We start from the raw sequence: 26554 nt of genomic DNA, 5'->3' as shown, positions 1-26554 counted from the left end.
GGCGCGGTGCCCGTGGCGGCGCGCCTTGTCTGATCATGGAAATCTCCACGCCTCTCGATTGCGCTCCAGCCTTGGTGGGTCCGCTGCCGCGCCGTAACTCGCGTGCCGCGCAAATCCGCTGGGGCGACCGTGTCGTGCACGTTGGCGGCGACGCGCCAGTCTGTGTGCAGTCGATGACGAATACCGACACGTCGGACGCCATCGGCACCGCAATCCAGGTGAAGGAATTGGCGCGGGCGGGCTCGGAGTTGGTGCGTATCACAGTGGACACGCCCGCCGCTGCGGCCGCGGTGCCCGCCATCCGCGAGCAGCTCGACCGAATGGGCGTGGATGTACCGCTGGTCGGCGATTTTCATTACAACGGCCACAAGCTGCTGCAGGACTATCCGGAGTGCGCGCAGGCGCTGTCCAAGTACCGTATCAATCCGGGCAATGTCGGACAGGGTGCCAAGCGGGACACGCAGTTCGCGCAGATGATCGAGATCGCTTGCCGCTACAACAAGCCGGTGCGTATCGGCGTGAACTGGGGCAGCCTCGATCAGGATCTGCTTGCGCGGATCATGGATGAGAACGCGCAACGCGCGACGCCGTGGGACGCCCGCGCGGTGATGGTCGAGGCGCTGATCACCTCGGCGATCCAGTCGGCGCAAAAGGCGGAAGAACTTGGCTTGCCGGGCAGCCAGATCATCCTGTCGTGCAAAGTCTCGGCGGTGCAGGATCTGATTGCTGTGTATCGCGAACTGGCGCGTCGCTGTAACTATGCGCTGCACCTCGGCCTGACCGAGGCCGGCATGGGCAGCAAAGGCATCGTGGCTTCCACGGCGGCGTTGTCGGTGCTTCTGCAAGAAGGTATCGGCGACACGATCCGCATTTCTCTCACGCCCGAGCCCGGCGCGCCGCGCGAGAAGGAAGTCATCGTCGCGCAGGAGATTCTGCAGACCATGGGTCTGCGCAATTTCACGCCGATGGTCATTGCATGCCCTGGTTGCGGACGCACGACGAGCACGGTGTTTCAGGAACTGGCCGCGCGCATCCAGTCGTACTTGCGCGAGCAGATGCCGAAGTGGAAAACGCAGTACCCCGGTGTCGAAGAGATGAATGTGGCCGTGATGGGCTGCATCGTCAACGGGCCCGGGGAGAGCAAGCACGCCAACATCGGCATCTCGCTCCCGGGCACGGGTGAGTCGCCGGCGGCGCCGGTATTTGTTGACGGCGTGAAGGTTAAAACGCTGCGCGGCGAACGCATTACAGAAGAATTCCAGACGATCGTCGACGAATACGTGCGGACGCATTACGGCGCACAGGCCTCGGCGACAGTCTAAAAACGGCATCAGGCTTCGGGACTCGAAGTCGAAGCAGGAAACGACCGGCCGGCCCCGCATGGAGCCAAATGCGAGAGGCCGGTTTTTAACGTGACATCATGAGCGATACACAAAAACAACGCGTGCAGAAGATCGCCGGCGTCAAAGGCATGAACGACTTGTTGCCCAGCGACGCCCCGCTGTGGGAGCACTTTGACAACGCCGTGCGCAGCATGCTGCGCGCCTATGGCTACCAGCAGATCCGCACGCCGATCGTTGAGCAGACGCAATTATTTGTGCGTGGCATCGGCGAGGTGACGGACATCGTCGAGAAGGAGATGTACACCTTCACCGATGCGTTGAACGGCGAACAACTCACCATGCGCCCGGAGGGCACCGCTGCCGCTGTGCGCGCCGTGATCGAGCACAACCTGCTGTACGACGGCCCGAAGCGCCTGTGGTACACCGGCCCGATGTTTCGCCACGAGCGTCCGCAGCGTGGTCGCTATCGCCAGTTCCATCAGGTGGGCGTGGAAGCGCTCGGCTTTGCTGGCCCCGACATCGACGCAGAAGTCATCCTGATGTGCCAGCGACTGTGGGATGACCTCGGCCTTGTCGGCCTGAAGCTCGAGTTGAACTCGCTCGGTCAGGCGGAAGAGCGCGCTGCGCACCGTGCCGATCTCATCAAATATCTGGAAGGTTTCCAGGACATTCTGGATGAGGACGGCAAGCGCCGCCTGTACACCAACCCTCTGCGCGTGCTCGACACCAAGAACCCGGCGCTGCAGGACATGGCCGCCGGCGCGCCGAAGCTCATCGACTACCTGGGCGACGAATCGCGCGCGCACTTTGAGGGTGTGCAGAAGCTGCTCAAGGCGAACAATATTCCGTTCACGATCAACCCGCGCCTGGTGCGCGGCCTGGATTACTACAACCTCACCGTCTTTGAGTGGACGACCGACAAGCTGGGCGCCCAAGGCACCGTGGCCGGCGGCGGCCGTTACGACCCGCTCATCGAACAGATCGGCGGCAAGCCGGCCCCCGCATGCGGCTGGGCGATGGGTGTCGAGCGCATCATCGAACTGCTGCGCGAAGAAAAGCTTGAGCCCGAAGCGCAGGGCTGCGACGTCTACATCGTCCATCAGGGCGATGAGGCGCAGGTGCAGGCGCTGATCGCCGCAGAGCGACTGCGCGACGCCGGCCTCGACGTCATCCTTCACGCATCGCCGGAAGGGCGCAACGGTAGCTTCAAGTCGCAGTTCAAGCGCGCTGACGCAAGTGGCGCATCCTATGCGGTTATCATTGGCGACGATGAAGTCACCCAAGGTGTTGCGCAGATCAAGCCCCTGCGTGGTGATCCGACCGCGGATGCCCAGCAGACCGTGCCGTCGGACCAGCTGGTCGACCGCCTGATCGATGCCATGGTGGCCAACAACGACTAACCGCGGCAGTGCCGCCCGCCGGCGAACGACCGCGATTCACCTCCAATATTCAAGCTCTGCAAAGCATGGCCTACGATCTCGAAGAACAGGAACAGATAGAGAGTCTCAAGCACTGGTGGCGTGACAACGGCAACGTGATCACGTGGATTGCCATCGTGGTGCTGCTGGCCGTGGCCGGTTGGTTTGGCTGGAAGAACTGGCAGCGCAAGCAGGCGGGCGAAGCGTCCGTGCTGTACGAGCAGGTACAGAAGGCGGTTGATGGCAAGGACGCAGAAAAGATCAAGCGTGCCGCCACTGACATGGAAGACAAGTTCGGCGGCACGGCTTATGCGCAGATGACTGCTTTGGCCACGGCCAAGGCGCTGTACGAAGCCAACGATGCGGCGGGCGCCAAGGCGCAGCTGCAATGGGCGGTCGATCACGCGCGCGACGATGAGTACAAGGCGCTCGCCAAGCTGCGCCTGGCTGGGCTTCTGCTCGACGAGAAAGCCTACGATCAGGGCATCGCGCTAGTCTCCGGCGACGTTGCTCCGGCCTTTGCCGGCTTGTACGCCGATCGTCGCGGCGATCTGCTGGCCGCGCAGAACAAGAACGAAGACGCCCGCGCGGCTTACAAGCTGGCGTTGGAGAAGTTCGGTCCAGCTGATGTTTCGGCTCGCCAGATCGTGCAGTTCAAGCTGGATGCCCTGGGTGGTGCCTGATTGGCGTAACCCGAGCAATTCAACGCATAACAAAAGGATCCCGATTTCATGATTCACGCACTTGAGCAGGGTGGTGTCGCGCGCGGTGTTGCCAAGGCGGCACGCGTGGCAGTGCTGGCACTGGCAGCGACGGCTGTCCTTGGCGGTTGCTCGCTGTTCAGCAGCAAGAACAAGCATGAGCCGGCCAAGCTGAAGGAGGTTCAGCAAGTGCTGGCCGTGCGGCAGGTGTGGAGCGTGAGCGTCGGGAAGAGCGGTCGCTACGTGATGCAGCCGGCAGTGGCAGGCAACAACGTTTACGTGTCGGCCGCCGGCGGTACTGTGACCGCCCTGGATGGCGCTACCGGCCGCACCCTCTGGCAAGGCAAGGCGGATGTGGACCTGACGTCCGGCCCCGGCAGCGATGGCACGCTGACGGCGGTGGCGGGTGAGAAGGGCGCGGTCGTCGCGTTCGACGAGAAGGGTGCACAGAAGTGGAAGGTCGCCGTCAACGGTGAAGTCCTGACAGCGCCGCTGGTGGGTCAGGGGCTGGTGATCGTTCGCACGACGGACGGCCGCGTCCTGGGTCTGGACCCCGCCAACGGCGAACGCAAGTGGATCTATCAGCGTTCTCCGTCGGCGCTGAACCTCCGCAGCAGCCTGCCGATGGTTTTTGCCGGCGATAACGTCATCCTCGGTTTTGCGGGTGGCAAGCTGGGTGCGCTTTCGGCCAGCAACGGCGCGCTGCGCTGGGAAGCTGCCGTGTCGTATCCGCGCGGCGTGTCGGAGATCGAGCGTCTGAACGATGTGACCGGAGCACCGTCGATCAGCGGTTCGCAAGTCTGCGCAGCCAGCTTCCAGGGGCGCGTGGCGTGTTTCGATACGAGCACCGGCGCACCGCGCTGGGGACGAGATTTCTCGTCGCCGAGCGGTGTGACGCAAGATGATGACGGGCTGTTCGCTGCTGACGAAAAGTCGGTCGTCTACGGCTTTAACGCACAGAATGGCGCCGACTTGTGGAAGAACGACGCCCTGCTGTGGCGCGACCTCGGCACGCCGCTGGCCTTCGGCCGCGCGGTCATCGTCGGCGATTCCGAAGGCTGGCTGCATTTCCTGTCGCGTGACGACGGCAAGTTCGTGGCCCGCGTGAAGACCGACAGCAGCGCCATTGGCGCAGCGCCGGTGGTGGTCGGCCAGACGCTGGTCGTTCAGACCCGCGGTGGTGGCGTCTACGGCTATCTGCCAAAGTAACATTGCCCGCTTTGGCCCGAGGGGGCTGGGGCGGCAAACGCATCACCTCAGGGTGGCAGCGCCGCCTTGAACTTGCGCCCGCGTACTCCGCGGGCGTCTTGCATCTGTGTCATCAGGCATTCAGCCGTGCAGATGCCAACCGCAGTTGCAATAATCAGAATTTGCCGTGGCGCCATTCGCGTGCGGCACACAAGCATGAAACCAGTCATTGCCCTCGTGGGGCGGCCGAATGTCGGCAAATCGACCCTCTTCAACCGTCTGACGCGCTCGCGTGACGCGTTGGTGGCGGATATTCCGGGCCTGACGCGCGATCGCCACTACGGTGAAGGCCGCGTGGGCGATCGTCCATTCATCGCCATCGATACCGGCGGCTTCGAACCCGTCGCCAAGGAAGGCATCGTTGCGGAGATGGCCAAGCAGACGCGCCAGGCCGTGGTCGAAGCCGACGTCGTCATCTTCATCGTCGACGGCCGGCTGGGGCTGGCGCCGCAGGATCGCGTGATCGCTGACTACTTGCGCAAAACCGGACGCCGCATCCTCCTGGCCGTCAACAAGGCCGAAGGCATGCGCTACACCGCCGTCGCCAGCGATTTCTATGAGCTTGGTCTGGGCGACCCGGCCGCCATCTCGGCTGCGCACGGCGATGGCGTCAATGACCTTGTGGCCGAGGCGCTCGATCTGGCCTTTGCCGAGCGCCCCGAGCTTGCCGAGGCAGCCGATGCGCATGACCACGGCACCCGCATTGCCATCGTCGGCCGTCCGAACGTAGGCAAGTCGACGCTCGTGAATGCGCTGATCGGTGAAGAGCGTGTGATCGCCTTCGATATGCCGGGCACCACACGCGATGCCATCTACGTGGATTTCGAGCGCAACGGCAAGCCGTACACGCTGATCGATACGGCCGGCCTGCGCAAGCGGGGCAAGGTGTTCGAGGCGATCGAGAAGTTCTCGGTCGTGAAGACGCTGCAGTCGATTGCCGACGCCAACGTGGTCGTGCTGATTCTCGACGCGCAGCAGGACATTTCCGACCAGGACGCGCATATCGCCGGCTTCATCGTCGAATCCGGCCGTGCGCTCGTGATCGGCGTGAACAAATGGGACGGCCTCACCGGACATGCTCGCGATCGCATCAAGCACGATATGGAGCGCAAGCTGCAGTTCCTGTCCTTCGCCAACGTGCATTACATCTCCGCCAAGGAGCGCACTGGTATTGGCGCGCTGATGAAGTCCGTGGACGCCGCCTATGCTGCCGCCATGGTGAAGCTGCCGACGCCGAAGCTCACGCGCGTGCTGATGGAGGCGGTCGAGTACCAGCAGCCCCGACGCGCAGGCGTCTCGCGCCCGAAGCTGCGCTACGCGCACCAGGGCGGTTCCAACCCGCCGATCGTGGTGATTCACGGCAACGCGCTGTCGAATATTCCCGAGACCTATCGCCGCTACTTGGAGGGGCGCTTCCGCGAAGCCTTCCAACTGAAGGGTACACCGCTGCGGATCGAATTTCGTACGAACAAAAATCCGTACGCCCAATCCAACGAGTGAGCGCCGCGCGGGTGGCGCTCGACGGCGGGAGCGTGTGATGCGGGGCATTCGAACGGAGGATGACCAAAAAGGCCGAGCCATTTCATATGGCGGGGTCTTCGGTTTTCCGTTTGCTTTCCCTGATTTCTAAGGCTAAATTCTCGAGACATGGCGCTTGGTGTCTACAAATCCAGGCGCCATTGGCGTCATTTGGACGCGTCTGGCCGACTCTTTTGACGAACTTTTTTTGCGTCGCCTGCTTGAACCCGGGCTTCCTAGCCCCATAACCCACCACTAAACCTATAAATCTGGAGTGTGCCATGAGCAACAAAGGGCAATTGCTACAAGACCCGTTTCTGAATGCGCTGCGTAAGGAGCATGTGCCGGTGTCGATCTACCTCGTCAACGGTATCAAGCTGCAAGGCAACATCGAGTCGTTCGACCAATACGTCGTGCTCCTGCGTAACACCGTGACGCAGATGGTGTACAAGCACGCAATCTCCACCGTGGTGCCGGCCCGTGCCGTGAATTTCCGCGTGGACGACGCGCCTGACGCCTGATTCTGCCTCGCTCCCGCCGCCCTCCGCGCGGCGGGACGCACCCACCCCGTTTCTCCCTTCTCTATTCCCCCGTTTGGCATCCCATCCCACCTCCAGCTCGGAGCCGACGCGCGCCATTTTGGTCGCCGTCGATTTCGGCAAACACGATTTTCAGGAAAGTTTGAGCGAACTGGCGCTCCTGGCCTCGACGGCCGGTTCTGAGCCGGTGCGCGCCGTCACGGGCAAGCGCTCGAGGCCCGACGCCGCGCTGTTCATCGGCGCCGGCAAGGCGGAAGAGGTGAGGATCGCTGCCGACGAGGAAGACGCAGAGATCGTCATCTTCAACCACGCGCTGAGCCCCGCTCAGCAGCGTAACCTCGAGCGCTTTTTCGGTCGCCACGTGGTAGACCGGACCGGCCTTATCCTCGACATCTTCAGCCAGCGCGCGCAAAGCCACGTGGGCAAGGTGCAGGTCGAACTGGCGCGCGTGCGTTACCAGGCAGCCCGGTTGGTCCGGGCGTGGAGTCACTTGGAGCGTCAGAAGGGCGGCGTCGGCCTGCGCGGCGGCCCGGGTGAACGTCAGCTCGAGCTGGATCGCCGGATGCTCGATGAGCGCGCCAAGCGTCTGTCGTCCGAGTTGGACAAACTCCAACGTCAGCATGACACGCAGCGCCGTTCGCGCAGCCGCAACGACGCTTTTTCTGTCTCGTTGGTCGGTTATACCAACGCCGGCAAATCGACACTGTTCAATGCGCTGACCAAGGCGCGCGCGTACGCTGCCAACCAGCTGTTTGCCACGCTGGACACCACCTCCCGCCGGCTGTACCTCGAGGGGCTGGGCAATGTGGTGCTGTCGGATACGGTGGGTTTTATCCGCGATTTGCCGACGCAGTTGGTGGCCGCCTTCCGCGCCACGTTGGAAGAAACGGTGCACGCCGACGTGCTGCTGCACGTGGTGGACGCCGCCAGCACCGTCAAGCACGAGCAGATGGAGCAGGTCGATCGCGTGCTGGATGAAATCAACGCCAGCGGCATCCCCCAGATTCTGGTGATGAACAAGATCGACGCGGCGGAGGAGCTGCGCGTCGCTGGCCCGCGTATCGAGCGCGACGAGACCGGCGCCGTGCGGCGCGTGTTCGTTTCCGCCATCGAAGGAATCGGGCTTGATCTGTTGCGCGAAGCGCTGGTCGAGACCGCGATCCGCCTGCGTGAGCACCCCGCGTCGCATGGCGGCGATTTCGATCCGCGCTTCGACACGCGCCGCGATTTGCTGCCGGAGCACCGTGACGAACTGTCGCAAAGCTTGCCGAGCAGCGGTTCTTCCGTCAAAGGTGACGAAGAGGGCTGATAGAATGCCCCGTTACTTCTTCGCAGTCAGACAATCAGGACAAGCCCGACCGCTCATGCCCGAGATTTCGACCCAGTCTTCTTCCATGGCCTCGCCGCGTTCGGCGCGAGGTTTGTGGCACCGCTTGCGCGTGCTGCTTTCGCTGAATGATCCCCGGTGGGGTCGCGGCGATGACAACAACGCCGAGCGCGAAGACAAAGATGAGCCGAAGCGCCAAAGCAAGCCGCCCCAGGATGGCCCCCCCGACCTTGACGAGCTGTGGCGCGACTTCAATCGCCGTCTGAACAACCTGTTCGGCCGCAAGGATAGCGGTAACGGTAACGACGGTCCCACGCCGCTGCGTCCCGGTAGCAGCCGAGGTGGCTCGGGGCTGGGCGTCGGCGTGCTGCTGGCGGTGCTGGTTGGCCTGTGGCTGGCCAGCGGTTTCTTTATCGTGCAGGAAGGCCAGACAGGCGTGATCCTGCAGTTCGGTCGCTTCAAGTATCTGGCAACGCCGGGTATCAATTGGCGTCTGCCGTACCCGATCGAGTCGCACGAAATCGTAAACCTGTCGGGCGTGCGCACGCTTGAAATCGGTCGGACGACCCAGATCAAGGACACGAACCTGAAAGACTCCTCGATGCTCACGCAGGACGAGAACATCGTCGACGTGCGCTTCTCGGTTCAGTACAACATTGCCAACCCGGTCGATTACCTGTTCTACAACCGTACGGACCGCGGCGGCGATGAAGAATTGGTGACACAGGCGGCCGAGACGTCGGTGCGCGAGATCGTCGGCCGCAACAAGATGGACGCGGTGCTGTACGAAGGTCGCGATGCGGTTGGTCGCAATCTCGCGGAATCGATTCAACGCATCCTGTCGGCTTACAAGACAGGCATCCGCATCCTCAGCGTCAACGTGCAGAGCGTGCAGCCGCCGGAGCAGGTGCAGGCCGCATTCGATGATGTGACCAAGGCGGGCCAGGATCGCGAGCGTGCCATCTCCGAAGGTCAGGCTTACGCCAATGACGTGGTGCCGCGTGCCAAGGGTACGGCCGCCCGTCTGGGTGAAGAGGCGCAAGGCTACAAGGCACGTGTTATCGCACGGGCGGAGGGTGATGCGGCCCGCTTTGCCTCGGTGCAACGCGAATATGCGAAGGCGCCGCAGGTTACGCGCGATCGCATTTATCTGGAAACCATGCAGGACATTTACTCCAACTCGACCAAGGTCATGGTCGACCAGAGCAATGGCAGCCTGTTGTATTTGCCGCTGGACAAGCTGATCGCGCAAACGCAGGGCGACAGCTCCCGTCCGGCAGCGGCGCCTGGCGCCTCAGCGCAGGACAGCGGTTCTGCGCAGGGCGTACCGACCCCCTCCAATCCGTCACCGGCCAATGACGCAGACTCGCGCTCGCGCGAAGCACTGCGCAACCGTGACCGTGATTCGCGCTAACAGGAGGGCACTATGAATCGTCTGATTTCTGCCTTCGTGGCGCTGGTCATTGCCCTGGCGGTGTTTTCGTCGGTGGTATTCGTGGTGGATCAACGGCAGTACGCCGTGGTGTTCGCCTTTGGTGAGATCAAGCAGGTCATCAAGGAGCCGGGGCTGCATTTCAAGCTCCCGCCGCCGCTGCAGAACGTTGTGTTCATGGATAAGCGCCTGCAGACCATCGATGTCGCCGGCGCCGATCGTTTCATCACGGCGGAGAAGAAGAACCTGCTGGTCGACTGGTTTGTGAAGTGGCGCGTGTCTGATCCGCGTCTGTTCTACGTCAGCTTCAAAGGCGATAACCGCCTCGCGCAAGACAGCATGACGCAGAAGATCAACTCCATTGCCCGCGATGAGTTTGCGCGCCGCACAGTGTCCGATGTGGTCTCGACCGATCGTGAAGCCGTGATGCAGAGCATCCTCAAAGGCGTGCAGGAGTATGGCAAGTCCGTCGGCGTAGACATCATCGATGTGCGCCTGAAGCGTGTCGATCTGCTGGCCAGCGTGACAGAGTCCGTCTATCGCCGCATGGAGGCCGAGCGTAAGCGTGTGGCCAATGAGCTGCGATCAACGGGTGCCGCCGAGGGCGAAAAGATTCGCGCCGATGCCGATCGTCAGCGCGAAGTCGTCCTCGCCGATGCCTACCGTGATGCGCAGAAGATCAAGGGTGAGGGCGACGCCCGCGCGGCAGATATTTATGCCGATGCATTTGGCCGCGATCCGCAGTTCGCCGCATTCTGGCGCTCCATGGAAGCGTATCGCGCGTCGTTCCGCGATCGGAAGGACGTGATGGTGCTGCAGCCGAACAACGATTTCTTCAAATACATGCGCAGCCCGAACGGCGGCAACTCGGCGGCGGCACCGGCTGCCCAGACGGGGCGCCATCGCTAGTACAATGCGTCGCTGATCATTTGAGGCGGACAGACCCCGGCTTGCCGGGGTTTTGTTCGTTCGCCAACCGCATCCCATGGAAGAGTCACTACCCAACGTTTTGCTGGCAGCGTGCGCGCTGGTGCTCGTTTTCGAGGGCATTCTGCCGTTCGTGGCGCCACAAGCCTGGCGACGCGCGTTCCAGACGCTGACCGATCTGCCCGACGAAAAGCTTCGCGTGATCGGCCTGGTGTCGATGGCGATTGGGCTGATCCTCCTGCGGTTGCTGCATCGCTAGCGCACTTCCTGCGTTTTTACCGAATTTCTGCCGTACCAGACTCCCGAGCGAGACCGTCATGCCGACCAATTGGCTGCTGCCTGAATCCATTGCTGATGTGCTGCCTTCCGAGGCGCGCAAGATCGAAGAGTTGCGCCGCTGCATGCTCGACCTGTTCCGCACTTACGGCTACGAACTCGTCATGCCGCCGATGCTGGAATACATCGAGTCGCTGCTCTCCGGCACTGGGCATGACCTCGATTTGAAGACATTCAAGCTGGTCGACCAACTTTCCGGCCGCACCATTGGCCTGCGTGCCGACATCACACCGCAAGTGGCGCGCATCGATGCGCATTTGCTGAACCGCGCCGGCGTCACGCGCTTGTGCTACGCCGGGTCGGTATTGCATACGCGTCCGAGTGGATTTCACGTCACCCGTGAGCCGCTGCAGATCGGTGCGGAAATCTATGGCCACGCTGGGCTGGAAGCCGATCTGGAAATCCAGGAGCTGATGCTCGCCGCGCTGTCGGCCGCGGGTCTGGCCGATGTGCGTCTGGATCTCTGTCACGTCGGCGTGGTGGCCGCGTTGCTGGAGCAATCGCCGATTGCCGCACGCATTCAGGACGATCTCTTCACGGCGCTGGCCGCCAAGGACGTGCCCGCTTTGCGTGCCATCACGGCCGATCTTCCGGCGGCCCAGCGCGACGCCATCAATCTGCTGCCGGCGCTGTACGGCGGCGTCGACGTGCTTGCGCTTGCTCGCAAGCAGTTGCCGGCGTTGCCCGCCATCGGCCGCGCGCTGGACGACTTGGCTACGCTGGCCGAGCGTGCAGGCGGGGCGACCGTCAACATCGATCTGGCCGATCTGCGCGGCTACCACTACCACAGCGGTGTGATGTTTGCTGCCTATGTGGCCGGTGTGCCGAATGCCGTGGCGCGCGGTGGCCGGTATGACAAGGTCGGCGAGGCGTTCGGCCGCGCCCGCCCGGCGACTGGTTTTTCACTGGACCTGCGCGAAGTGGCGGGTATCTCGCCGGTGGAGGCACGCGCCGCTGCCATCCATGCGCCTTGGTCGGGTGATGCCAAGCTGCGCGAGGCGATTGCCGCGTTGCGCGCTGCGGGCGAAATCGTGATCCAGTCGCTGCCGGGCCACCCGGAAGACCTGGAGGAATTCGCCTACGACCGGCAGCTCGTCGAAGAGGGCGGTCGCTGGATCGTCAAGCCCCGCAACGCTTCGATCTGAGGCTGTTGCATAACGTTGTGTAAATACCCCGTAATTTCAGGGAAGCCCCTGGCAACAAGGGTAGAATACGTTTTTAACCCATCTGCAAATTCAACATGTCCGCACCAGCAGTGAGCCAAGGACGCAATGTCGTCGTCATCGGCACCCAATGGGGTGACGAAGGTAAAGGGAAAATCGTCGATTGGCTGACCGATCATGCGCAAGGCGTGGTTCGTTTCCAGGGCGGACATAACGCAGGCCATACCCTCATCATCGGCGGCAAGAAGACGATCCTGCGTCTGATCCCGTCGGGCATCATGCGTGACGGCGTCGCGTGCTACATCGGCAACGGTGTCGTGCTGTCGCCCGAGGCATTGTTCAAGGAAATCGACGAACTGGAATCGGCTGGCGTGCAGGTGCAGAACCGACTGCGCATTTCGGAAGCGACCAACCTGATCCTGCCGTACCACGTCGCCATCGACAAGGCGCGCGAAGCCAAGCGCGGCGCCGCCAAGATCGGCACCACCGGCCGCGGTATCGGCCCGGCGTACGAAGACAAGGTGGCCCGCCGCGCGCTGCGCGTGCAAGACCTCTTCGACCCGGCTTACTTTGCCGAGCGTCTGCGCGAAAACCTGGATTTCCACAATTTCGTTCTGACGCAGTACCTGAATCACCCGGCGCTGGATTTCCAGCAGACGCTCGACGAGATGCTGTCGTACGCAGATCGCCTCGCCCCGATGGTGACGGACGTATCGGCCGAGCTGTTTGCCGCCAACGCTGCCGGCAAGAACCTGATGTTCGAAGGCGCGCAAGGCGCGCTGCTCGATATCGACCACGGCACGTATCCGTTCGTCACGTCGAGCAACTGCGTCGCGGGTAATGCCGCCGCCGGTGCAGGCGTCGGCCCGGGCCAACTGCATTACATCCTCGGTATTACCAAGGCGTATTGCACGCGCGTGGGCTCTGGCCCGTTCCCGAGCGAGCTGTACGATGCGGATAACCCGGCGCGCCAGGATCCGATCGGCGTGCGTCTGGCCAATGTCGGCAAGGAATTCGGTTCGGTCACGGGCCGCCCGCGCCGCACGGGGTGGCTGGATGCCGCTGCGCTGCGTCGCGCGATCCAGATCAACGGTGTCTCGGGCCTGTGCATGACCAAGCTCGATGTGCTGGATGGCCTGGAAACGCTCAAGCTGTGCGTGGGCTACACGCTCGACGGCAAGGAAATCGACATCCTCCCGCGCGGCTCCGATGCCGTGGCGCGTTGCCAGCCGATCTACGAAGAATTCCCGGGCTGGAACACTTCCACCTTCGGCCTGAAGGAATGGGATGCGCTGCCCGAAACCGCTCAGGCTTACCTGAAGCGTGTCGAAGAAGTGGCCGGTATTCCGATCGCCATGATCTCGACTGGCCCCGACCGCGACGAAACCATCCTGCTGCGTCATCCCTACAAGGACTGACGCGTTGCTCCCAGATTCGCCCGGTGATTCGCCGGGCGAATTTGCATGGGGCGCCGTTTTTCATAGAACACGATAGCGGCAACTCACGCCGCATTTACGATACGAAGAGGTACACCATGAACCAGCCGATCAACGACGACTCGCACCTGTGGGTGTCTTGGGATGACTACCATGGCCTGATCGAGCGTCTGGCGCTCATCGTGCACGAGTCGGGCTGGAAGTTCGACAAGATCCTGTGCCTGGCGCGTGGCGGCCTGCGTGTTGGCGATCAGCTTTCGCGCATCTACGACCTGCCGTTGGCCATCCTGGCAACTAGCAGCTATCGCGAAGCCGCCGGCACGCAGCAGGGCGATCTCGACATCGCACAGTACATCACGATGACCCGTGGCGAGCTGTCGGGCCGCGTCTTGCTGGTGGACGATCTGGTGGATTCGGGCGTCACGCTTGAGCGTGTCGGGCGTCACCTGAAGGAGCGCTATCCGGCCGTGACCGACGTGCGCACCGCTGTGCTGTGGCACAAGGCATGCTCGAAGATCAAACCGGATTACGCCGTGCAGTTTCTTGCGACCAATCCGTGGATCCATCAGCCGTTCGAGGAGTACGACACGCTGCGTCCTCACAACCTGGCGGCGTGGATCAAGCGCGGCAAGTCGCGTTCGGCCGGTAACGGCGAAGCATCGGCGGCTTGAGCGTTGGTCGATTGCGTCGAGTGTGAATGGAGTGGCGTGTGCGGCTTGCGTCGTGCGTGCCACTTCGGTAACCTGACGTCACGGGCCGCAACATTGGCCCGAAACCCGCGTACGGATTGGCTTTGCAGGACATGCCAATACGAGCAGCGCGGTTGATCGAAGCGTGGTGCATCGATGTCGATGTGCCAGGCTTTGAACCCACCCAGCGTCTAGGGCAGGTGAGGCCGGTGATCCTGGCTCGGCCCTGGCGTGATAGCCAAGACACAATGCACGTCGTCCTTCGCGGAATGTCGCGTCAGCTACTGAATAACGATAATCCGGTCGCGGAAAAGAAAAACGGCGCAACTTGCGTTGCGCCGTTCCTAAACTCTGGTGCCCAGGAGAGGACTCGAACCTCCACGGAGTTACCCGCTAGTACCTGAAACTAGTGCGTCTACCAATTCCGCCACCTGGGCAGGTGTGCGTGTACCGAAGCTGTAATTATTACGGGATCCAGCGATCCTGTCAACACTCTAGAAGAAAAAATTGAATCAACCGACTTATCCGATCCCGAGCCGCGAGGAAATCCTCGGTGTGCTGCGCACGTCGGGGTCTCCGCTGTCTGCCACCGACATTGCCAAGGCGCTGTCGGTCACGCGCAAGGAGCATGACGGCTTTATCAAGCGTCTGACCGCCATGGAGCGGGATGGTCAGATCGAACTCAACCGCAAGGGGCGCTACGAACTGGCGCACCAGCCCAATTTCATCGAAGGCCGCGTCATTGGCCATCGCGATGGCTTCGGCTTTTTCGTCCGCGATGACGGCGAGCCCGACATCTTCCTGCCAGAACGAGAGATGCAGAAGGCCATGCACGGCGACCGCGCCCTGGTGCGCGCCGTCGGCTACGATCGCCGCGGGCGTTCGGAAGGGCAGATCGTCGAGATCCTGCAGCGCGCCAACAAGCGCGTTATCGGCCGGTTGCTCTCGGAAAGCGGCACGCTGGTCGTGGCGCCCGAAGACAAGCGTCTGGGCCGCGACATCCTGATCGCGCCGAAGGGGCAGGGCAAGGCCAAGGTCGGCCAGGTGGTGAGCGTGGAGATCCTGGAATATCCGGACCGCTACGTGCAGCCGATCGGCCGCGTGGTCGAGGTGCTGGGTGAGATCGACGACCCGGGCATGGAGATCGAAATCGCGGTGCGAAAGTACGGCGTGCCGCACGAGTTTTCGGAGCCGACACAACGCGAGGCAGAGGCGCTGCCGGACGTGGTGCGCGACGCCGATCTGGCCGGCCGCATCGACTTGCGCGATGTGCCGCTGGTCACCATCGATGGTGAAGATGCACGCGACTTTGACGACGCCGTCTACGCGGAGCCCGTCAAGATTGGCCGCAGCAAGGGCTGGCGTCTGATTGTGGCGATTGCCGACGTGTCGCATTACGTGCGGCCCGGGCATCCGCTGGATGCAGACGCCATTGATCGTGCGACTTCGGTCTACTTCCCGCGCCGCGTGATTCCGATGCTGCCCGAGAAGCTTTCCAACGGTTTGTGCTCTCTGAACCCCGAAGTGGACCGCCTGTGCATGGTCTGCGACGCGGTGATCACGGCCAAGGGCGAGATCAAGGCTTATCAGTTCTATCCGGCGGTGATGCACTCTAAGGCGCGCCTGACCTACAACGAGGTCTGGGCGATCCTGTCGAACGTGAAGGGTCCGGAAGCGGCCAAGCGGGCGCCGCTGGTGCCGCATCTGCAGGAGCTGTACGAGCTGTATCAGACGCTGCTCAAGGCGCGCCGTGAGCGTGGCGCGATTGACTTCGACACCACCGAGACGTACATCGTCTGCAACGCGCAGGGCAAGATCGAGCAGATCCTGCCGCGCACCCGCAACGACGCGCACCGGCTGATCGAGGAGTGCATGTTGACGGCCAACGTCTGTGCGGCCGAGATGCTCGAGAAATACAAGCACCCGGCGCTGTACCGCGTTCACGCAGGCCCGACCGAAGAAAAGCTGCAGGCGCTGCGCGCGTTCCTGAAAACCAGCGGCTTGACGCTGGGCGGCGGTGACAAGCCGCAGGCCGCCGATTACGCCGAACTGATGGAAAAGGTGGCCGCCCGCCCCGACGCACCGATGCTGCAGACCATGCTGCTGCGCTCGATGCAGCAGGCGGTCTACAGCCCGGACAACATCGGCCACTTTGGCCTGGCGTATCCGGCGTATGCGCACTTCACCAGCCCGATCCGCCGCTACCCTGACTTGCTGGTGCATCGCTCCATCAAGGCGATCCTGAATCGCACGCGTTATGTGCCGGCGTTGGCGCCGGGCGTGCAGTTGAACAGCGCGCTATCGCCCAAGGCGCGGCGTTTGCAGGCCGAAGCCGAGAAAGGCGTGCCGGCTGCGGTCGTCAACAAGGCCAAGGTCGAAGCGATCTGGCATGAGCTTGGGGTGCATTGCTCCGCCAACGAACGCCGCGCCGACGAAGCCTCGCGCGACGTCGAGGCTTGGCTCAAGTGCTACTTCATGCGCGACAAGCTCGGCAACGAGTTCTCGGGCACCGTCAGCGCCGTCACTTCATTCGGCATCTTCGTGCAGCTTGACGAGCTGTATGTGGAAGGCCTTGTGCACGTGACCGAGCTGGGCAGCGATTACTTCCAATACGACGAAGCACGCAACGAGCTGCGCGGGGAGCGCACGGGCATCCGTTATCGGTTGACCGACCGCGTGCGCGTGCAGTTGCTGCGCGTCGATCTGGATGCCCGGAAGATGGATTTCCGCCTGATCCAGGAGCCCTCGACCAAGGCGCTGCGCCCGGCCAAGGTGACCGGCGCACCGGAAGCCGCGGCCGCGCGGCAAGCTGCAGTGGCGACGCCGGCACCGCCAGTTGGCCGCAAGAAACCGCGCCAGCTGGCAGCATTGCTGGGCGGTACGGCCAAGCCGGAGGAGTCGTTCGACGAGACGTTGGATCGCGTCATCGAAGAGCAGCCGGTCTTCGAGCCGGGCGGCCGGGCACTGCCCCCGGGCCATCCCCACGCCAAACCTGCGCGTAAGAAGCAGGCGGCGCGTGGCACGAAGCCCAAGGGTGGCGCCAAGACTGCAGCGCCACGCAAGGTGGCAGGCAAGGCCCCGCGCAAGACCAAGGGGCGTTAAAGCGGTTAAGCGGTTAAAGCGGCCGAGGAGCGAGGGCAGACGGGTACAATCGCGCCATGTCTAAATCCAAGCTCCTCATCGGCTTTCATGCCGTGACCGCCCGACTGCGCCACGGCGCCAAGTCGATCGACGAAATCTACTTCGAGGCCAACCGCCGCGACCGCCGCATGCAGGATTTCCTGAAAGCGGCGGAAGCAGCGGGCGTGCGCCTCATTCCTGCTGACGCCGACCGTCTGCGTGGCATTGCCGGGACCGACCGCCATCAGGGCGTGGTTGCCAAGGCAGAGTCGCTGTCGCTGGCGCTCAATCTTGATGAACTGCTCGACGGCATCGAAGGCACGCCGTTGCTGCTGGTGCTCGACGGTGTGACCGATCCCCATAACCTCGGTGCTTGCCTGCGCGTGGCGGATGCTGCCGGCGCGCATGCCGTGATCGCGCCAAAGGACCGCAGCGTTGGGATCAACACGACGGTCGCCAAGGTCGCGAGCGGTGCGGCCGAAACCGTTCCGTACATCACCGTAACCAACCTGGCGCGCACGCTGCGCGAGTTGCAGGAGCGCGGCGTATGGGTGATCGGCACGGCTGATGAGGCCGAACAGGATCTCTACCAGGCAGACTTCAAAGGCCCCATCGCCATCGTGATGGGCGCCGAAGGCGAGGGCATGCGCCGCCTCACGCGTGAGACGTGCGATGCGCTGGTCAGCATTCCGATGGCGGGAAGCGTGGAAAGCCTGAATGTGTCGGTGGCGAGCGGCGTATGCCTGTTCGAAGCGGTACGCCAACGCGCGGCGGCACCTGCCAAGAAGTAATGGGCATCGAACCCACAGCCGTATCCGATGCGGCTGCATTGGCCCAGGCCCACGCCTGGGTCGAGGCCGCCCAGCGCATCATGGTGCTGACCGGTGCGGGCGTCTCGGCTGAATCCGGTGTGCCGACGTTCCGTGATGCGCTGACCGGCCTGTGGTCGCGATTCAACCCGGAAGACATGGCCACCGAAGCCGCCTACCGTAAGCATCCGCGCATGGTGTGGGACTGGTATCAGGAGCGCCGCGAGCGCGTGCTGCAGGCGCAGCCGAATCCCGCTCATCTTGCGATTGCCGCGCTCGCCAAGCGCAAGACGGTGACGCTGGTCACGCAGAACGTCGATGGTTTGCATCAGCGCGCCGGCAGCGAAGGGGTCATCGAGCTGCACGGCAACCTGTTTGCGGACAAGTGGCTGGGTGGCTGCGGCAAATGCGATATCGCCACCGCCGAGCCGGGACGCCCACCGCGTTGTGCGACGTGTGGCGCGATGCTGCGCCCGGGCGTGGTGTGGTTTGGCGAGCAACTGCCGCTGGTAGCGAACTACCGCGCAGAAGAGGCGGCCAATACCTGCGACCTTTGTCTGGTGGTCGGCACATCGGGCATGGTATATCCGGCCGCCGGGTTGCCGGGGTTGGCGAAGGACCACGGTGCCAAGGTGATCGTCGTGAATCCGGAACCGAGCGCCCTAGATGCAACGGCCGACTTGGTGATCCACCAGCCGGCGGGCGTGTGCCTGCCCGCCATGCTGGGATAAGGCCCGGCTTTGTTCTTACGCCGCTGCGCGCAGCGGCTCAATCAGCGCTTCCAACTTGATCGCGTCCGCTGCAAACAGGCGGATGCCTTCGGCCAGTTTTTCGGTGGCCATGGCGTCCGCATTCATGTGCCAGCGGAACGATTTCTCGTCGGCGGGCAGGCGCACGATATTGGCCGCGTTGGCGTTGTCCGGAGACAGCTTGCGCTCGACCGGCGCATCGGATTGCTGCAGCTGGGCGAGCAGATCGGGGCTGATGGTCAGGAGGTCGCAGCCAGCCAGTTCGACGATCTGCGAGACATTGCGGAAGCTCGCGCCCATGACCTCGGTGGGATAGTCGAACTTCTTGTAGTAGTTGTAGATGCGCAGGACGGACTGCACGCCGGGGTCGTTCGCGCCGCCTTGGGCGACCGGATCCCAGTTGGCGCCGGCATCCTTTTTGTACCAATCGTAGATGCGGCCGACGAACGGCGAGATGAGTTGCACGCCCGCTTCCGCGCACGCCACGGCCTGAGCCAGCGAGAACAGCAGTGTCATGTTGCAGCGGATGCCTTCGGCGCGGAGTTGATCCGCCGCGCGGATGCCTTCCCACGTCGACGCAATCTTGATCAGCACGCGCTCGCGCGCCACGCCTCGCGCTTCGTACAGCGCAATCAAATGCTTGGCCTTGGCGACCGTCGCTTCGGTATCGAACGACAGGCGCGCATCGACTTCGGTCGACACGCGGCCCGGGATGATCGACAGGATCTCGCAGCCGAACGCCACCAGGACGGCATCGATGATGTCCTCGACGCTGTCGCTGCGGGCGTCACGCACGGCTTGCTCCAGCAGCGGGCGGTATTCGGCTTTCTGCACGGCCTTGAGAATCAGCGACGGGTTGGTCGTCGCATCGTGCGGTGCGTAGGCACGCATGGCCTGGAAGTCGCCCGTGTCGGCGACGACGGTGGTGAACTGCTTGAGTTGATCGAGCTGAGTCATGAAGCAAGTCCGTAGTGCGTTCCAGCGTTGCGCTGGAGGTGAAAGGATGAATCGATTGTACTCCGCAGGTTTGGCTCAGCGAGCCGGCCGGAGGCGATCGTATTGATCCGGTACACTACCGGGTTTTCCGATCCGACCGAGTTTTTGCGATGACGCAGGATGAACTGAAGGCGCTGGTGGCACAGGCCGCCGCAGACTACGTATTGGCCAATGTGCCCGAGGGCGCCGTGCTGGGTGTCGGCACCGGCTCGACGGCCAACCTGTTCATCGACGCGATGGCGCCGCACAAGGCACGCTTCGCCGGCGCGGTGTCCAGCTCCGAAGCGTCGACGCGCCGCCTGCAGGGCCACGGCTTTACGGTGCTCGATCTGAATGAGGTCGACGCCATCCCCGTCTACGTGGATGGTGCCGACGAGATCGACGCCTCGGGCGCCATGATCAAGGGCGGCGGCGGTGCGCTCACGCGCGAGAAGATCGTCGCCTCGGTTGCCAGCGTGTTTGTCTGCATCGCCGACGGCAGCAAGCTCGTTGAAACGATGGGCGCCTTCCCGTTGCCGGTGGAAGTGGTGCCCATGGCACGTGCAGCCGTGGCGCGTCAACTGGCTGCGCTGGGCGGTCAGCCGCGCCTGCGCATGACCAAGGAAGGCCAGATCTACAAGACCGATAACGGCAACGTGATTCTCGACGTGACGGGCCTGCGCATTGCCGATCCGAAGGGGTTGGAATCGGTGGTCAACGATATTCCGGGCGTGGTGACGGTCGGCCTGTTTGCCAAGCGCGGCGCCAATGTGCTGCTGCTCGGGACGGAAGCGGGGGTGCAGCGTCGCGATTTCTGATCGCTGTGCGTGCCTCATCGAAAAGCTGCTCATGCAAATGAGCAGCTTTTTTTATGCCCGTTGCGGCGCGTTGAATTGGCGTTGCCCAAACAAACAAAAAGCCGTTCAGTTTGCGCTGAACGGCTTTTTTATGGGTATCGGCAGATCAGGCCGAGGGCGGCGGCACGTAGCCGGCAGCCTCGTCTGCGCCATCGCCAAAGAAGTACTTCTCGGTCTGCTTGAGCAGGTACTGGCGTGCGCGCGAATCGGCCATGTTCAGGCGGTTTTCGTTGATCAGCATGGTCTGGTGCTTGAGCCAGCCGGCCCACGCTTCCTTCGAGACGCTTTGCCAGAGTTTCTTGCCCAGTTCGCCGGGCAGGGGCGGGAAGTCGAGACCTTCGGCTTCCTTGTTGAGCTTGACGCAGTGGACCATGCGGGCCATGGGGATTCCTCTTGTGTGGCGGGAGCGCCGCTCAAGCGCGACGCAGGTGCCGCTATTGTAAAGGCCGCGCGCCGCCGGGCTTGGATTCCACGACGCGCGCCAAGGGTTTAGAGCTTCTTCATCAGCACCATCGAGCGCCGCTGCCAGTTGTACAGCTTGCGGCGGTCTTCCGGCAGATCGTCCACGCTGGCGCGCACGAAGCCGCGCTTGAGAAACCAATGCTCCGTCCGCGTGGTGAGCACGAACAGGCGCTTGAGGCCCAGCGCACGGGCGCGCACTTCAGTGTGCTTGAGCAGGCGTTCGCCGTCGCCGGTGCCCTGGCTGTCCGGCGACACGATCAGGCACGCCATTTCGGCCATGCCGTCCTTCGGGTACGGATACAGCGCCACACAGCCAAAGATGATGCCGTCGTGCTCGATGACCGAGAAGTTGGCGATGTCGCGCTCCAGTAGCCGGCGTTCGCGCGGCACCAGCGTGCCGTCCGCCTCGAGCGGTTCGATGAGCGAGACGATGCCGCCCACGTCATCCAGCGTGGCGTCGCGCAGGTATTCCAGATCGGTGTGCGACACCATGGTGCCCACGCCGTCGTGCAGGAACAGTTCCAGCAGGATGCTGCCGTCCAGCGCGAACGGGATGACGTGTGCCCGGCGCACGCCGCCGCGCATCGCCTTGACGATGTGTTGCAGGTAATAGGCGGTGTCGTGCGACAGGCTGCCGTCGCGCAGGCGCTCGATGGCCGTTTCCATCGACAGATCCTGCTGCAGCTTGCCCACGCGGTCCATGATGCCGGGCAGCTCCGTGATGAAGATGAGCTTGTCGGCTTTCAGCGCCGTGGCGGTATTGGCGGCCACGTCTTCCATCGACAGGTTGAACGCCTGGCCCGTGGGTGAAAAGCCCAGCGGCGAGAGCAGCACGATCTTGCGGTTGGACAGCGAGTGCTGGATCGACTCCGCATCGATCTTGCGCACCAGCCCCGTGTGCTGGAAATCCACGCCGTTGACGATGCCCACCGGCCGCGCCGTCACGAAGTTGCCCGACACGACGGACATGCGTGCGCCGGCCATCGGCGTATTCGGCAGGCCCTGGCTGAAAGCGGCTTCGATGTCCAGGCGCAGTTCGCCCGACGCTTCCTTGGCGGATTCCAGCGCGGCGCCGTCCGTCACTCGCACGCCATCCACGAACTGTGTTTTCACGTTGCGCAGGGCGAGCTGTTCTTCCACCTGCGGACGCGACCCATGCACCAGCACGATGCGCATGCCCATGGCGTGCAACAGGGCGACGTCGTTGACCAGCGCGCCCAGCATGCCGGCCTGGACCAGCTCGCCGCCAAAACCGATCACGAACGTCTTGTCGCGGAAAGAATGGATGTACGGCGCCACCTCGCGCAGCCAGTGCACGAACTGCTGCTGTTCGGGCGTGGGTGGAATCGGGGCGACGTCGACGGGGGCGGGCGTGTGCGCCGCCAGCGAAACGCCGGAGGCGGGGGCGGAGGAACGAGCGGTCACGGGCGGAGGAGGAAAAGCGGCACGGGGCGCGGGCCGGCATAGGAAAGATGCGCGGATTATAATCCCGCCCGATGTCAGATTCCCACGCCCAGCCGCCCCGGCCACGCCCGGCGGCGCCCTCCCAGAAATCGCCGAAAGACACGCCGCCGCCCGAGCGCAAGCCCGGCGGCAATGGTCGTCCGCAGCGCCGCCAGAAGCCCACGCCGGAAGAACTCGCCGCGGCGCTGGAGGCGCGCCGCGCACGTGCGAACCGCGTCCCGCCGATTACGTTTCCCGAAGCGCTGCCCGTATCGGCCCGACGCGACGAAATCGCCGAGGCCATCGCCGCCAACCAGGTGGTGATCGTCTCGGGCGAAACCGGCTCGGGCAAGACCACGCAGTTGCCGAAGATCTGCCTGTCGATCGGGCGGGGCATTGGCGCGGGCGGTACCGGGCTGATCGGCCATACGCAGCCGCGCCGGATTGCCGCGACGTCTACCGCCAAGCGCATCGCCCAGGAAATCGGTACGCCGGTGGGCGAGCACGTGGGCTTCCAGGTGCGCTTCAACGACACGCTGTCTGCGGGTGCGTCGGTCAAGCTGATGACCGACGGCATCTTGCTGGCCGAGACGCAGAACGATCCGCTCCTGCGCGCCTACGACACGATCATCATCGACGAGGCGCACGAACGCAGCCTCAACATCGACTTCCTGATCGGCTATCTCAAGCAGCTTCTGCCGCGCCGGCCTGACCTGAAGGTGATCATCACCTCGGCGACCATCGACGCGCAGCGGTTTGCGGAGCACTTTGCGGGCCCCAAGGGGCCGGCGCCCGTCATTGAAGTCAGCGGCCGGTTGTATCCGGTCGAGGTGCGCTACCGCCCGATCCAGCGCGACGAGAAGGACAAGGAGCGCGATCTTTACGAAGCGCTCGTCGATGCGGTGGACGAACTCGCCCGCGAAGGCCCGGGCGACGTGCTCATCTTTCTGCCTGGCGAGCGCGAGATTCGCGAGGCGGCCGAGGCGCTGCGCAAGCACCATCCGGCGCATACCGAGATCCTGCCGCTGTTTGCGCGCTTGTCCGTGCAGGAGCAGGAACGTGTGTTCCGGCCGTCCAACGCGCGGCGCATCGTGCTTGCAACCAACGTGGCCGAGACCTCGCTGACGGTGCCGGGCATTCGCTACGTGGTCGATACGGGGCTGGCGCGCGTGAAGCGTTATTCGTATCGCAACAAGGTCGAGCAACTGCAGATCGAGCCGGTATCGCAGGCTGCGGCCAACCAGCGCGCCGGTCGTTGCGGCCGGGTCGCCGACGGCGTCTGCATTCGCCTGTATGACGAGGCGGATTTCATTGCGCGGCCGCGTTTCACCGATCCGGAGATCCTGCGTTCGTCCCTGGCGGCGGTCATCCTGCGCATGAAGGCGCTGCGGCTGACGGATGTCGAGCAGTTTCCCTTCATCGAGCCGCCGCTGGGCCGTGCCATTGCCGACGGCTATCAGCTTTTGCAGGAACTCGGCGCTGTCGACGATGAAAATGCGTTGACTCCGCTGGGCAAGCAGGTCGCCCGCCTGCCGCTGGACCCGCGCGTGGCGCGGATGATCCTGGCTGGCCGCGACCATCAATGCCTGCGCGAGATGCTGATCATCGCGAGCGCCTTGTCGGTGCAAGACCCGCGCGAACGCCCGCAGGAACTGCAACAGCAAGCCGATCAGGCGCACCGGCAGTTCGCTGACGAAAAATCGGAATTCCTCGGTTGGGTGAAGCTGTGGAAGTGGTTTGAAGAGGCCATCGCGCACAAGAAATCGAACAAACAATTGCAGGACCAGTGCCGCTCGCATTTCCTGTCGCATGTGCGGCTGCGTGAATGGCGCGACGTGCATTCGCAGTTGCACACCACGGTGGCGGAGCAGGGCTGGAAGCTCAACGAATCCGACCCGACGTATGAGCAGTTGCACCTGGCGCTGCTGACGGGCCTGCTCGGCAATATCGGTGTCCGCATCGAGGAGGCCGACGGTAAAGGCCGCGAATACCTCGGCGCGCGCGGCATCAAGTTCTTCCTCTGGCCGGGTTCGGCCATTGCGCGCAAGGCGGGCAAGTGGGTCGTGGCAGGCGAGCTGGTCGATACCAGCCGCCTGTTCGGCCGCACGCTTGCGCGCATCGAGCCGGAATGGGTGGAAAAGGTCGGCGCGCATCTGCTGAAGGTGTCGTGGAGCGATCCGCATTGGGAAAAGAAGGCCGGCCAGGTGATGGCGTTCGAGCGCGGCACGCTGTACGGTCTGCCGATCTACCAGCAGCGCCGCGTGCACTTCGGGCCGATGCAGCCGAAGGAGGCGCGCGAGATGTTCATCCGTCGTGCGCTGGTCGACGGCGAGTTCGAAACGCGCCTGCCGTTCTTCACGCACAACCAGCGCCTGGTGCGCGAGATCGAAAACCTCGAACACAAGTCACGCCGGCAAGACGTGCTGGTGGACGACGAGCTGATCTACGCCTTCTACGACAGCCAGATTCCGGCGGACATCTACAACACCGTGTCGTTCGAGCGCTGGTATGCCGAAGCCGCCAGCGCGGGTGGCAAGAGCGGCCAGAAGCTGCTGTACCTGAATCGTGACGACCTGATGCGACACGAGGCGGCCGGCATCACCACCGACCTGTTCCCGAAGGTGCTGCCGATTGCCGGCATCGACATGGGCCTGACGTATCACTTCGAGCCCGGCAGCCCGCGCGACGGCGTAACGCTCACCGTGCCGCTGTACGCGCTCAACCAGGTGCCCGCGCAGCGCACCGAATGGCTGGTGCCGGGCATGCTCAAGGAGAAGGTGCATCTGTTGCTGAAGAGCCTGCCGCAGAAGCTGCGCCGCCATTGCGTGCCGCTGCCCGACTACGCCGCCGGATTCGTCTCGCGCGTGCGGTTGGGCGATGGCGACCTGCTCGACCGCTTGATCGCAGACGTGCGCGAGCAGACCGGCATCGCGCTCAAGCGCGCCGACTTCAAGCTCGAAACGCTGCCCGCGCATCACTTCATGAATTTCAAGGTGATTGACGAGCACGGTCGCCAGCTCGACATGGGGCGCAATCTTGCCCAGCTGCGGGCGGAACTCGGCGGCCGCGCGCAGCAGACCTTCCAGTCGATCGCCGCGCAGGATGCCGCCGTGGCCGGCGCTCAGAACGACGGCGCCAAGCCCGGCAAAGCAGGCAAGAGCGGCAAGTCGGAAGCGCCGGCCAACGCCGCGCTGTACTCGGGCCTGACGACGTGGAACTTTGGCGAGTTGCCGGAACTGCTGGAAGTCCGCAAGGGCAACCAGACGCTGTTCGGCTATCCGGCGCTCGTCGATGCCGGCGACCACTGCGATGTGGAAGTCTTCGACGATCCGGCGGAAGCTGCGCGCATCCATCGTCTGGGCTTGCGACGGCTGTTTGCGATCCAGCTGCGCGAGCCGTTGAAATACCTGGAAAAGAACATCCCGGGCTTGTCGCAGATGGCGATCCAGTTCATGAACCTCGGTACGCAGGATGAGTTGCGCGACCAGATTCTGGATGCCACGCTGGAGCGCGCCTGCCTGCAAGACCCGCTGCCGACCGATGACGCCAGCTTCGGTGCCCGCAAGGACGAAAGCCGGGCACGCCTGACGTTGCTGGCACAGGAGATTGCGCGGCTGGTCGGTGCCATCCTGGCCGAATACGCGCAACTGCCGCGCAAGTTGCAGATCGCCAAGCCGTTTGCTGCGGCCACCGCCGATATCGACGCACAGCTCAAGACGTTGATGCACAAGCGCTTCATCGAGGCGACGCCGTATGCGCAGTTGACGCACTTCCCGCGTTACCTGAAGGGCATCGCGCTGCGCATCGACAAGCTCAAGGCGGACCCCGCCCGCGACACGCAGCGCATGCAGGAAATGGCGCCGCTCATCCAGCAATACCAACGCGCGGAAAAGGCGCTGCGCGTGCAAGGGCAGGGCGGCAGCGACCCGCGCATGGAGGAATTCCGCTGGATGCTCGAGGAGTTGCGCATCGCCCTGTTTGCACAGGAACTGCGCACGCCGGTGCCGATGTCGGTCAAGCGGCTGCAGAAGGTGTGGGAATCGATGCAGCGATAGCTGCCGA

The 26554-nt window shown here is 63.6% G+C and carries 21 protein-coding genes and 1 tRNA gene; 18 read left to right on the top strand and 4 right to left on the bottom strand.

The features are described from left to right. Positions 1-35 precede the first annotated feature (35 nt). The 13 genes from ispG to N511_RS0101140 all read left to right on the top strand — a co-directional run bounded on the left by ispG (position 36) and on the right by N511_RS0101140 (position 14059). Positions 36-1322 carry a flavodoxin-dependent (E)-4-hydroxy-3-methylbut-2-enyl-diphosphate synthase gene (ispG, locus tag N511_RS0101200; RefSeq protein ID WP_027677630.1) on the top strand — a complete coding sequence of 429 codons (1287 nt, stop codon included), beginning with the start codon at positions 36-38 and terminating at the stop codon, positions 1320-1322. 98 nt (positions 1323-1420) lie between these two features. After that, positions 1421-2743, top strand: coding sequence for a histidine--tRNA ligase (hisS, locus tag N511_RS0101195; RefSeq protein WP_027677629.1), 1323 nt, complete (start codon positions 1421-1423; stop codon positions 2741-2743). A 65-nt stretch (positions 2744-2808) separates the two neighbouring features. Further along, positions 2809-3444 (top strand): YfgM family protein, encoded by a 636-nt coding sequence (locus N511_RS0101190; RefSeq protein WP_027677628.1) that lies wholly within the window; start codon positions 2809-2811, stop codon positions 3442-3444. A gap of 48 nt (positions 3445-3492) precedes the next feature. Then, a complete protein-coding gene (gene bamB / locus N511_RS0101185) occupies positions 3493-4671 on the top strand; it encodes an outer membrane protein assembly factor BamB (protein WP_027677627.1) in 1179 nt (392 codons plus the stop codon). 195 nt (positions 4672-4866) lie between these two features. Continuing rightward, positions 4867-6210, top strand: coding sequence for a ribosome biogenesis GTPase Der (gene der / locus N511_RS0101180; RefSeq protein ID WP_027677626.1), 1344 nt, complete (start codon positions 4867-4869; stop codon positions 6208-6210). A 299-nt stretch (positions 6211-6509) separates the two neighbouring features. After that, positions 6510-6749: an RNA chaperone Hfq gene (gene hfq / locus N511_RS0101175; RefSeq protein WP_027677625.1), complete on the top strand. Its 240-nt coding sequence runs from the start codon at positions 6510-6512 to the stop codon at positions 6747-6749. Between the two features lie 73 nt (positions 6750-6822). Beyond that, entirely contained in the window at positions 6823-8076 is a 1254-nt protein-coding gene (gene hflX / locus N511_RS0101170) for a GTPase HflX (protein WP_027677624.1), read from the top strand. Positions 8077-8131: 55 nt separating this feature from the next. Continuing rightward, complete coding sequence (gene hflK, locus N511_RS0101165) at positions 8132-9508, top strand: FtsH protease activity modulator HflK (protein WP_027677623.1); 1377 nt, start codon at positions 8132-8134, stop codon at positions 9506-9508. 12 nt (positions 9509-9520) lie between these two features. After that, positions 9521-10435 (top strand): protease modulator HflC, encoded by a 915-nt coding sequence (gene hflC, locus N511_RS0101160; RefSeq protein WP_027677622.1) that lies wholly within the window; start codon positions 9521-9523, stop codon positions 10433-10435. A 76-nt stretch (positions 10436-10511) separates the two neighbouring features. Further along, positions 10512-10712, top strand: coding sequence for a DUF2065 domain-containing protein (locus N511_RS0101155; protein ID WP_027677621.1), 201 nt, complete (start codon positions 10512-10514; stop codon positions 10710-10712). 58 nt (positions 10713-10770) lie between these two features. After that, positions 10771-11934: an ATP phosphoribosyltransferase regulatory subunit gene (locus N511_RS0101150; protein ID WP_027677620.1), complete on the top strand. Its 1164-nt coding sequence runs from the start codon at positions 10771-10773 to the stop codon at positions 11932-11934. Between the two features lie 95 nt (positions 11935-12029). Next, a complete protein-coding gene (locus tag N511_RS0101145) occupies positions 12030-13370 on the top strand; it encodes an adenylosuccinate synthase (RefSeq protein WP_027677619.1) in 1341 nt (446 codons plus the stop codon). 116 nt (positions 13371-13486) lie between these two features. Continuing rightward, the gene (locus tag N511_RS0101140) at positions 13487-14059 is read left to right on the top strand and encodes a phosphoribosyltransferase (RefSeq protein ID WP_027677618.1); all 573 of its coding nucleotides are present in this window, start codon (positions 13487-13489) and stop codon (positions 14057-14059) included. 370 nt (positions 14060-14429) lie between these two features. Here N511_RS0101140 and N511_RS0101135 read toward each other — a convergent pair. Next, positions 14430-14514: transfer RNA gene (locus tag N511_RS0101135), tRNA-Leu, on the bottom strand. Positions 14515-14584: 70 nt separating this feature from the next. Here N511_RS0101135 and rnr point away from each other — a divergent pair. From rnr to N511_RS0101120, 3 genes are read left to right on the top strand one after another with little or no spacing between them, the layout of a single operon-like run. Next, on the top strand, positions 14585-17179 hold the full coding sequence (rnr, locus tag N511_RS0101130) for a ribonuclease R (protein ID WP_027677617.1): 2595 nt from the start codon (positions 14585-14587) through the stop codon (positions 17177-17179). 56 nt (positions 17180-17235) lie between these two features. Beyond that, a complete protein-coding gene (gene rlmB, locus N511_RS0101125) occupies positions 17236-17988 on the top strand; it encodes a 23S rRNA (guanosine(2251)-2'-O)-methyltransferase RlmB (protein ID WP_012761781.1) in 753 nt (250 codons plus the stop codon). Then, complete coding sequence (locus N511_RS0101120) at positions 17988-18737, top strand: SIR2 family NAD-dependent protein deacylase (RefSeq protein WP_027677616.1); 750 nt, start codon at positions 17988-17990, stop codon at positions 18735-18737. Before rlmB ends, N511_RS0101120 begins: the two co-directional genes overlap by 1 nt. Positions 18738-18752: 15 nt before the next feature. On the opposite strand, the gene tal is transcribed toward N511_RS0101120, so the two are convergent. Continuing rightward, on the bottom strand, positions 18753-19712 hold the full coding sequence (gene tal / locus N511_RS0101115; RefSeq protein WP_027677615.1) for a transaldolase: 960 nt from the start codon (positions 19710-19712) through the stop codon (positions 18753-18755). Positions 19713-19861: 149 nt separating this feature from the next. Between tal and rpiA the strand changes: the two genes are divergently transcribed. Continuing rightward, positions 19862-20548 (top strand): ribose-5-phosphate isomerase RpiA, encoded by a 687-nt coding sequence (gene rpiA, locus N511_RS0101110; RefSeq protein ID WP_027677614.1) that lies wholly within the window; start codon positions 19862-19864, stop codon positions 20546-20548. A 145-nt stretch (positions 20549-20693) separates the two neighbouring features. On the opposite strand, the gene N511_RS0101105 is transcribed toward rpiA, so the two are convergent. Together N511_RS0101105 and argA are read right to left on the bottom strand one after the other, a co-directional pair. Next, entirely contained in the window at positions 20694-20969 is a 276-nt protein-coding gene (locus N511_RS0101105; RefSeq protein ID WP_004626344.1) for an oxidative damage protection protein, read from the bottom strand. Positions 20970-21076: 107 nt separating this feature from the next. Further along, positions 21077-22474 (bottom strand): amino-acid N-acetyltransferase, encoded by a 1398-nt coding sequence (gene argA, locus N511_RS0101100; RefSeq protein WP_027677613.1) that lies wholly within the window; start codon positions 22472-22474, stop codon positions 21077-21079. A gap of 71 nt (positions 22475-22545) precedes the next feature. On the opposite strand from argA, the gene hrpA reads away from it, so the two are divergent. Then, complete coding sequence (gene hrpA, locus N511_RS0101095; RefSeq protein ID WP_027677612.1) at positions 22546-26547, top strand: ATP-dependent RNA helicase HrpA; 4002 nt, start codon at positions 22546-22548, stop codon at positions 26545-26547. The last annotated feature ends 7 nt before the right edge of the window (positions 26548-26554 follow it).

This window comes from Ralstonia sp. UNC404CL21Col, assembly GCF_000620465.1.
In the GTDB taxonomy this organism is placed as follows: Bacteria; Pseudomonadota; Gammaproteobacteria; order Burkholderiales; family Burkholderiaceae; genus Ralstonia; species Ralstonia flatus.
The sequence above is the reverse complement of the archived record's forward strand: the minus strand, read 5'-3'. Positions and strand labels throughout refer to the sequence as shown.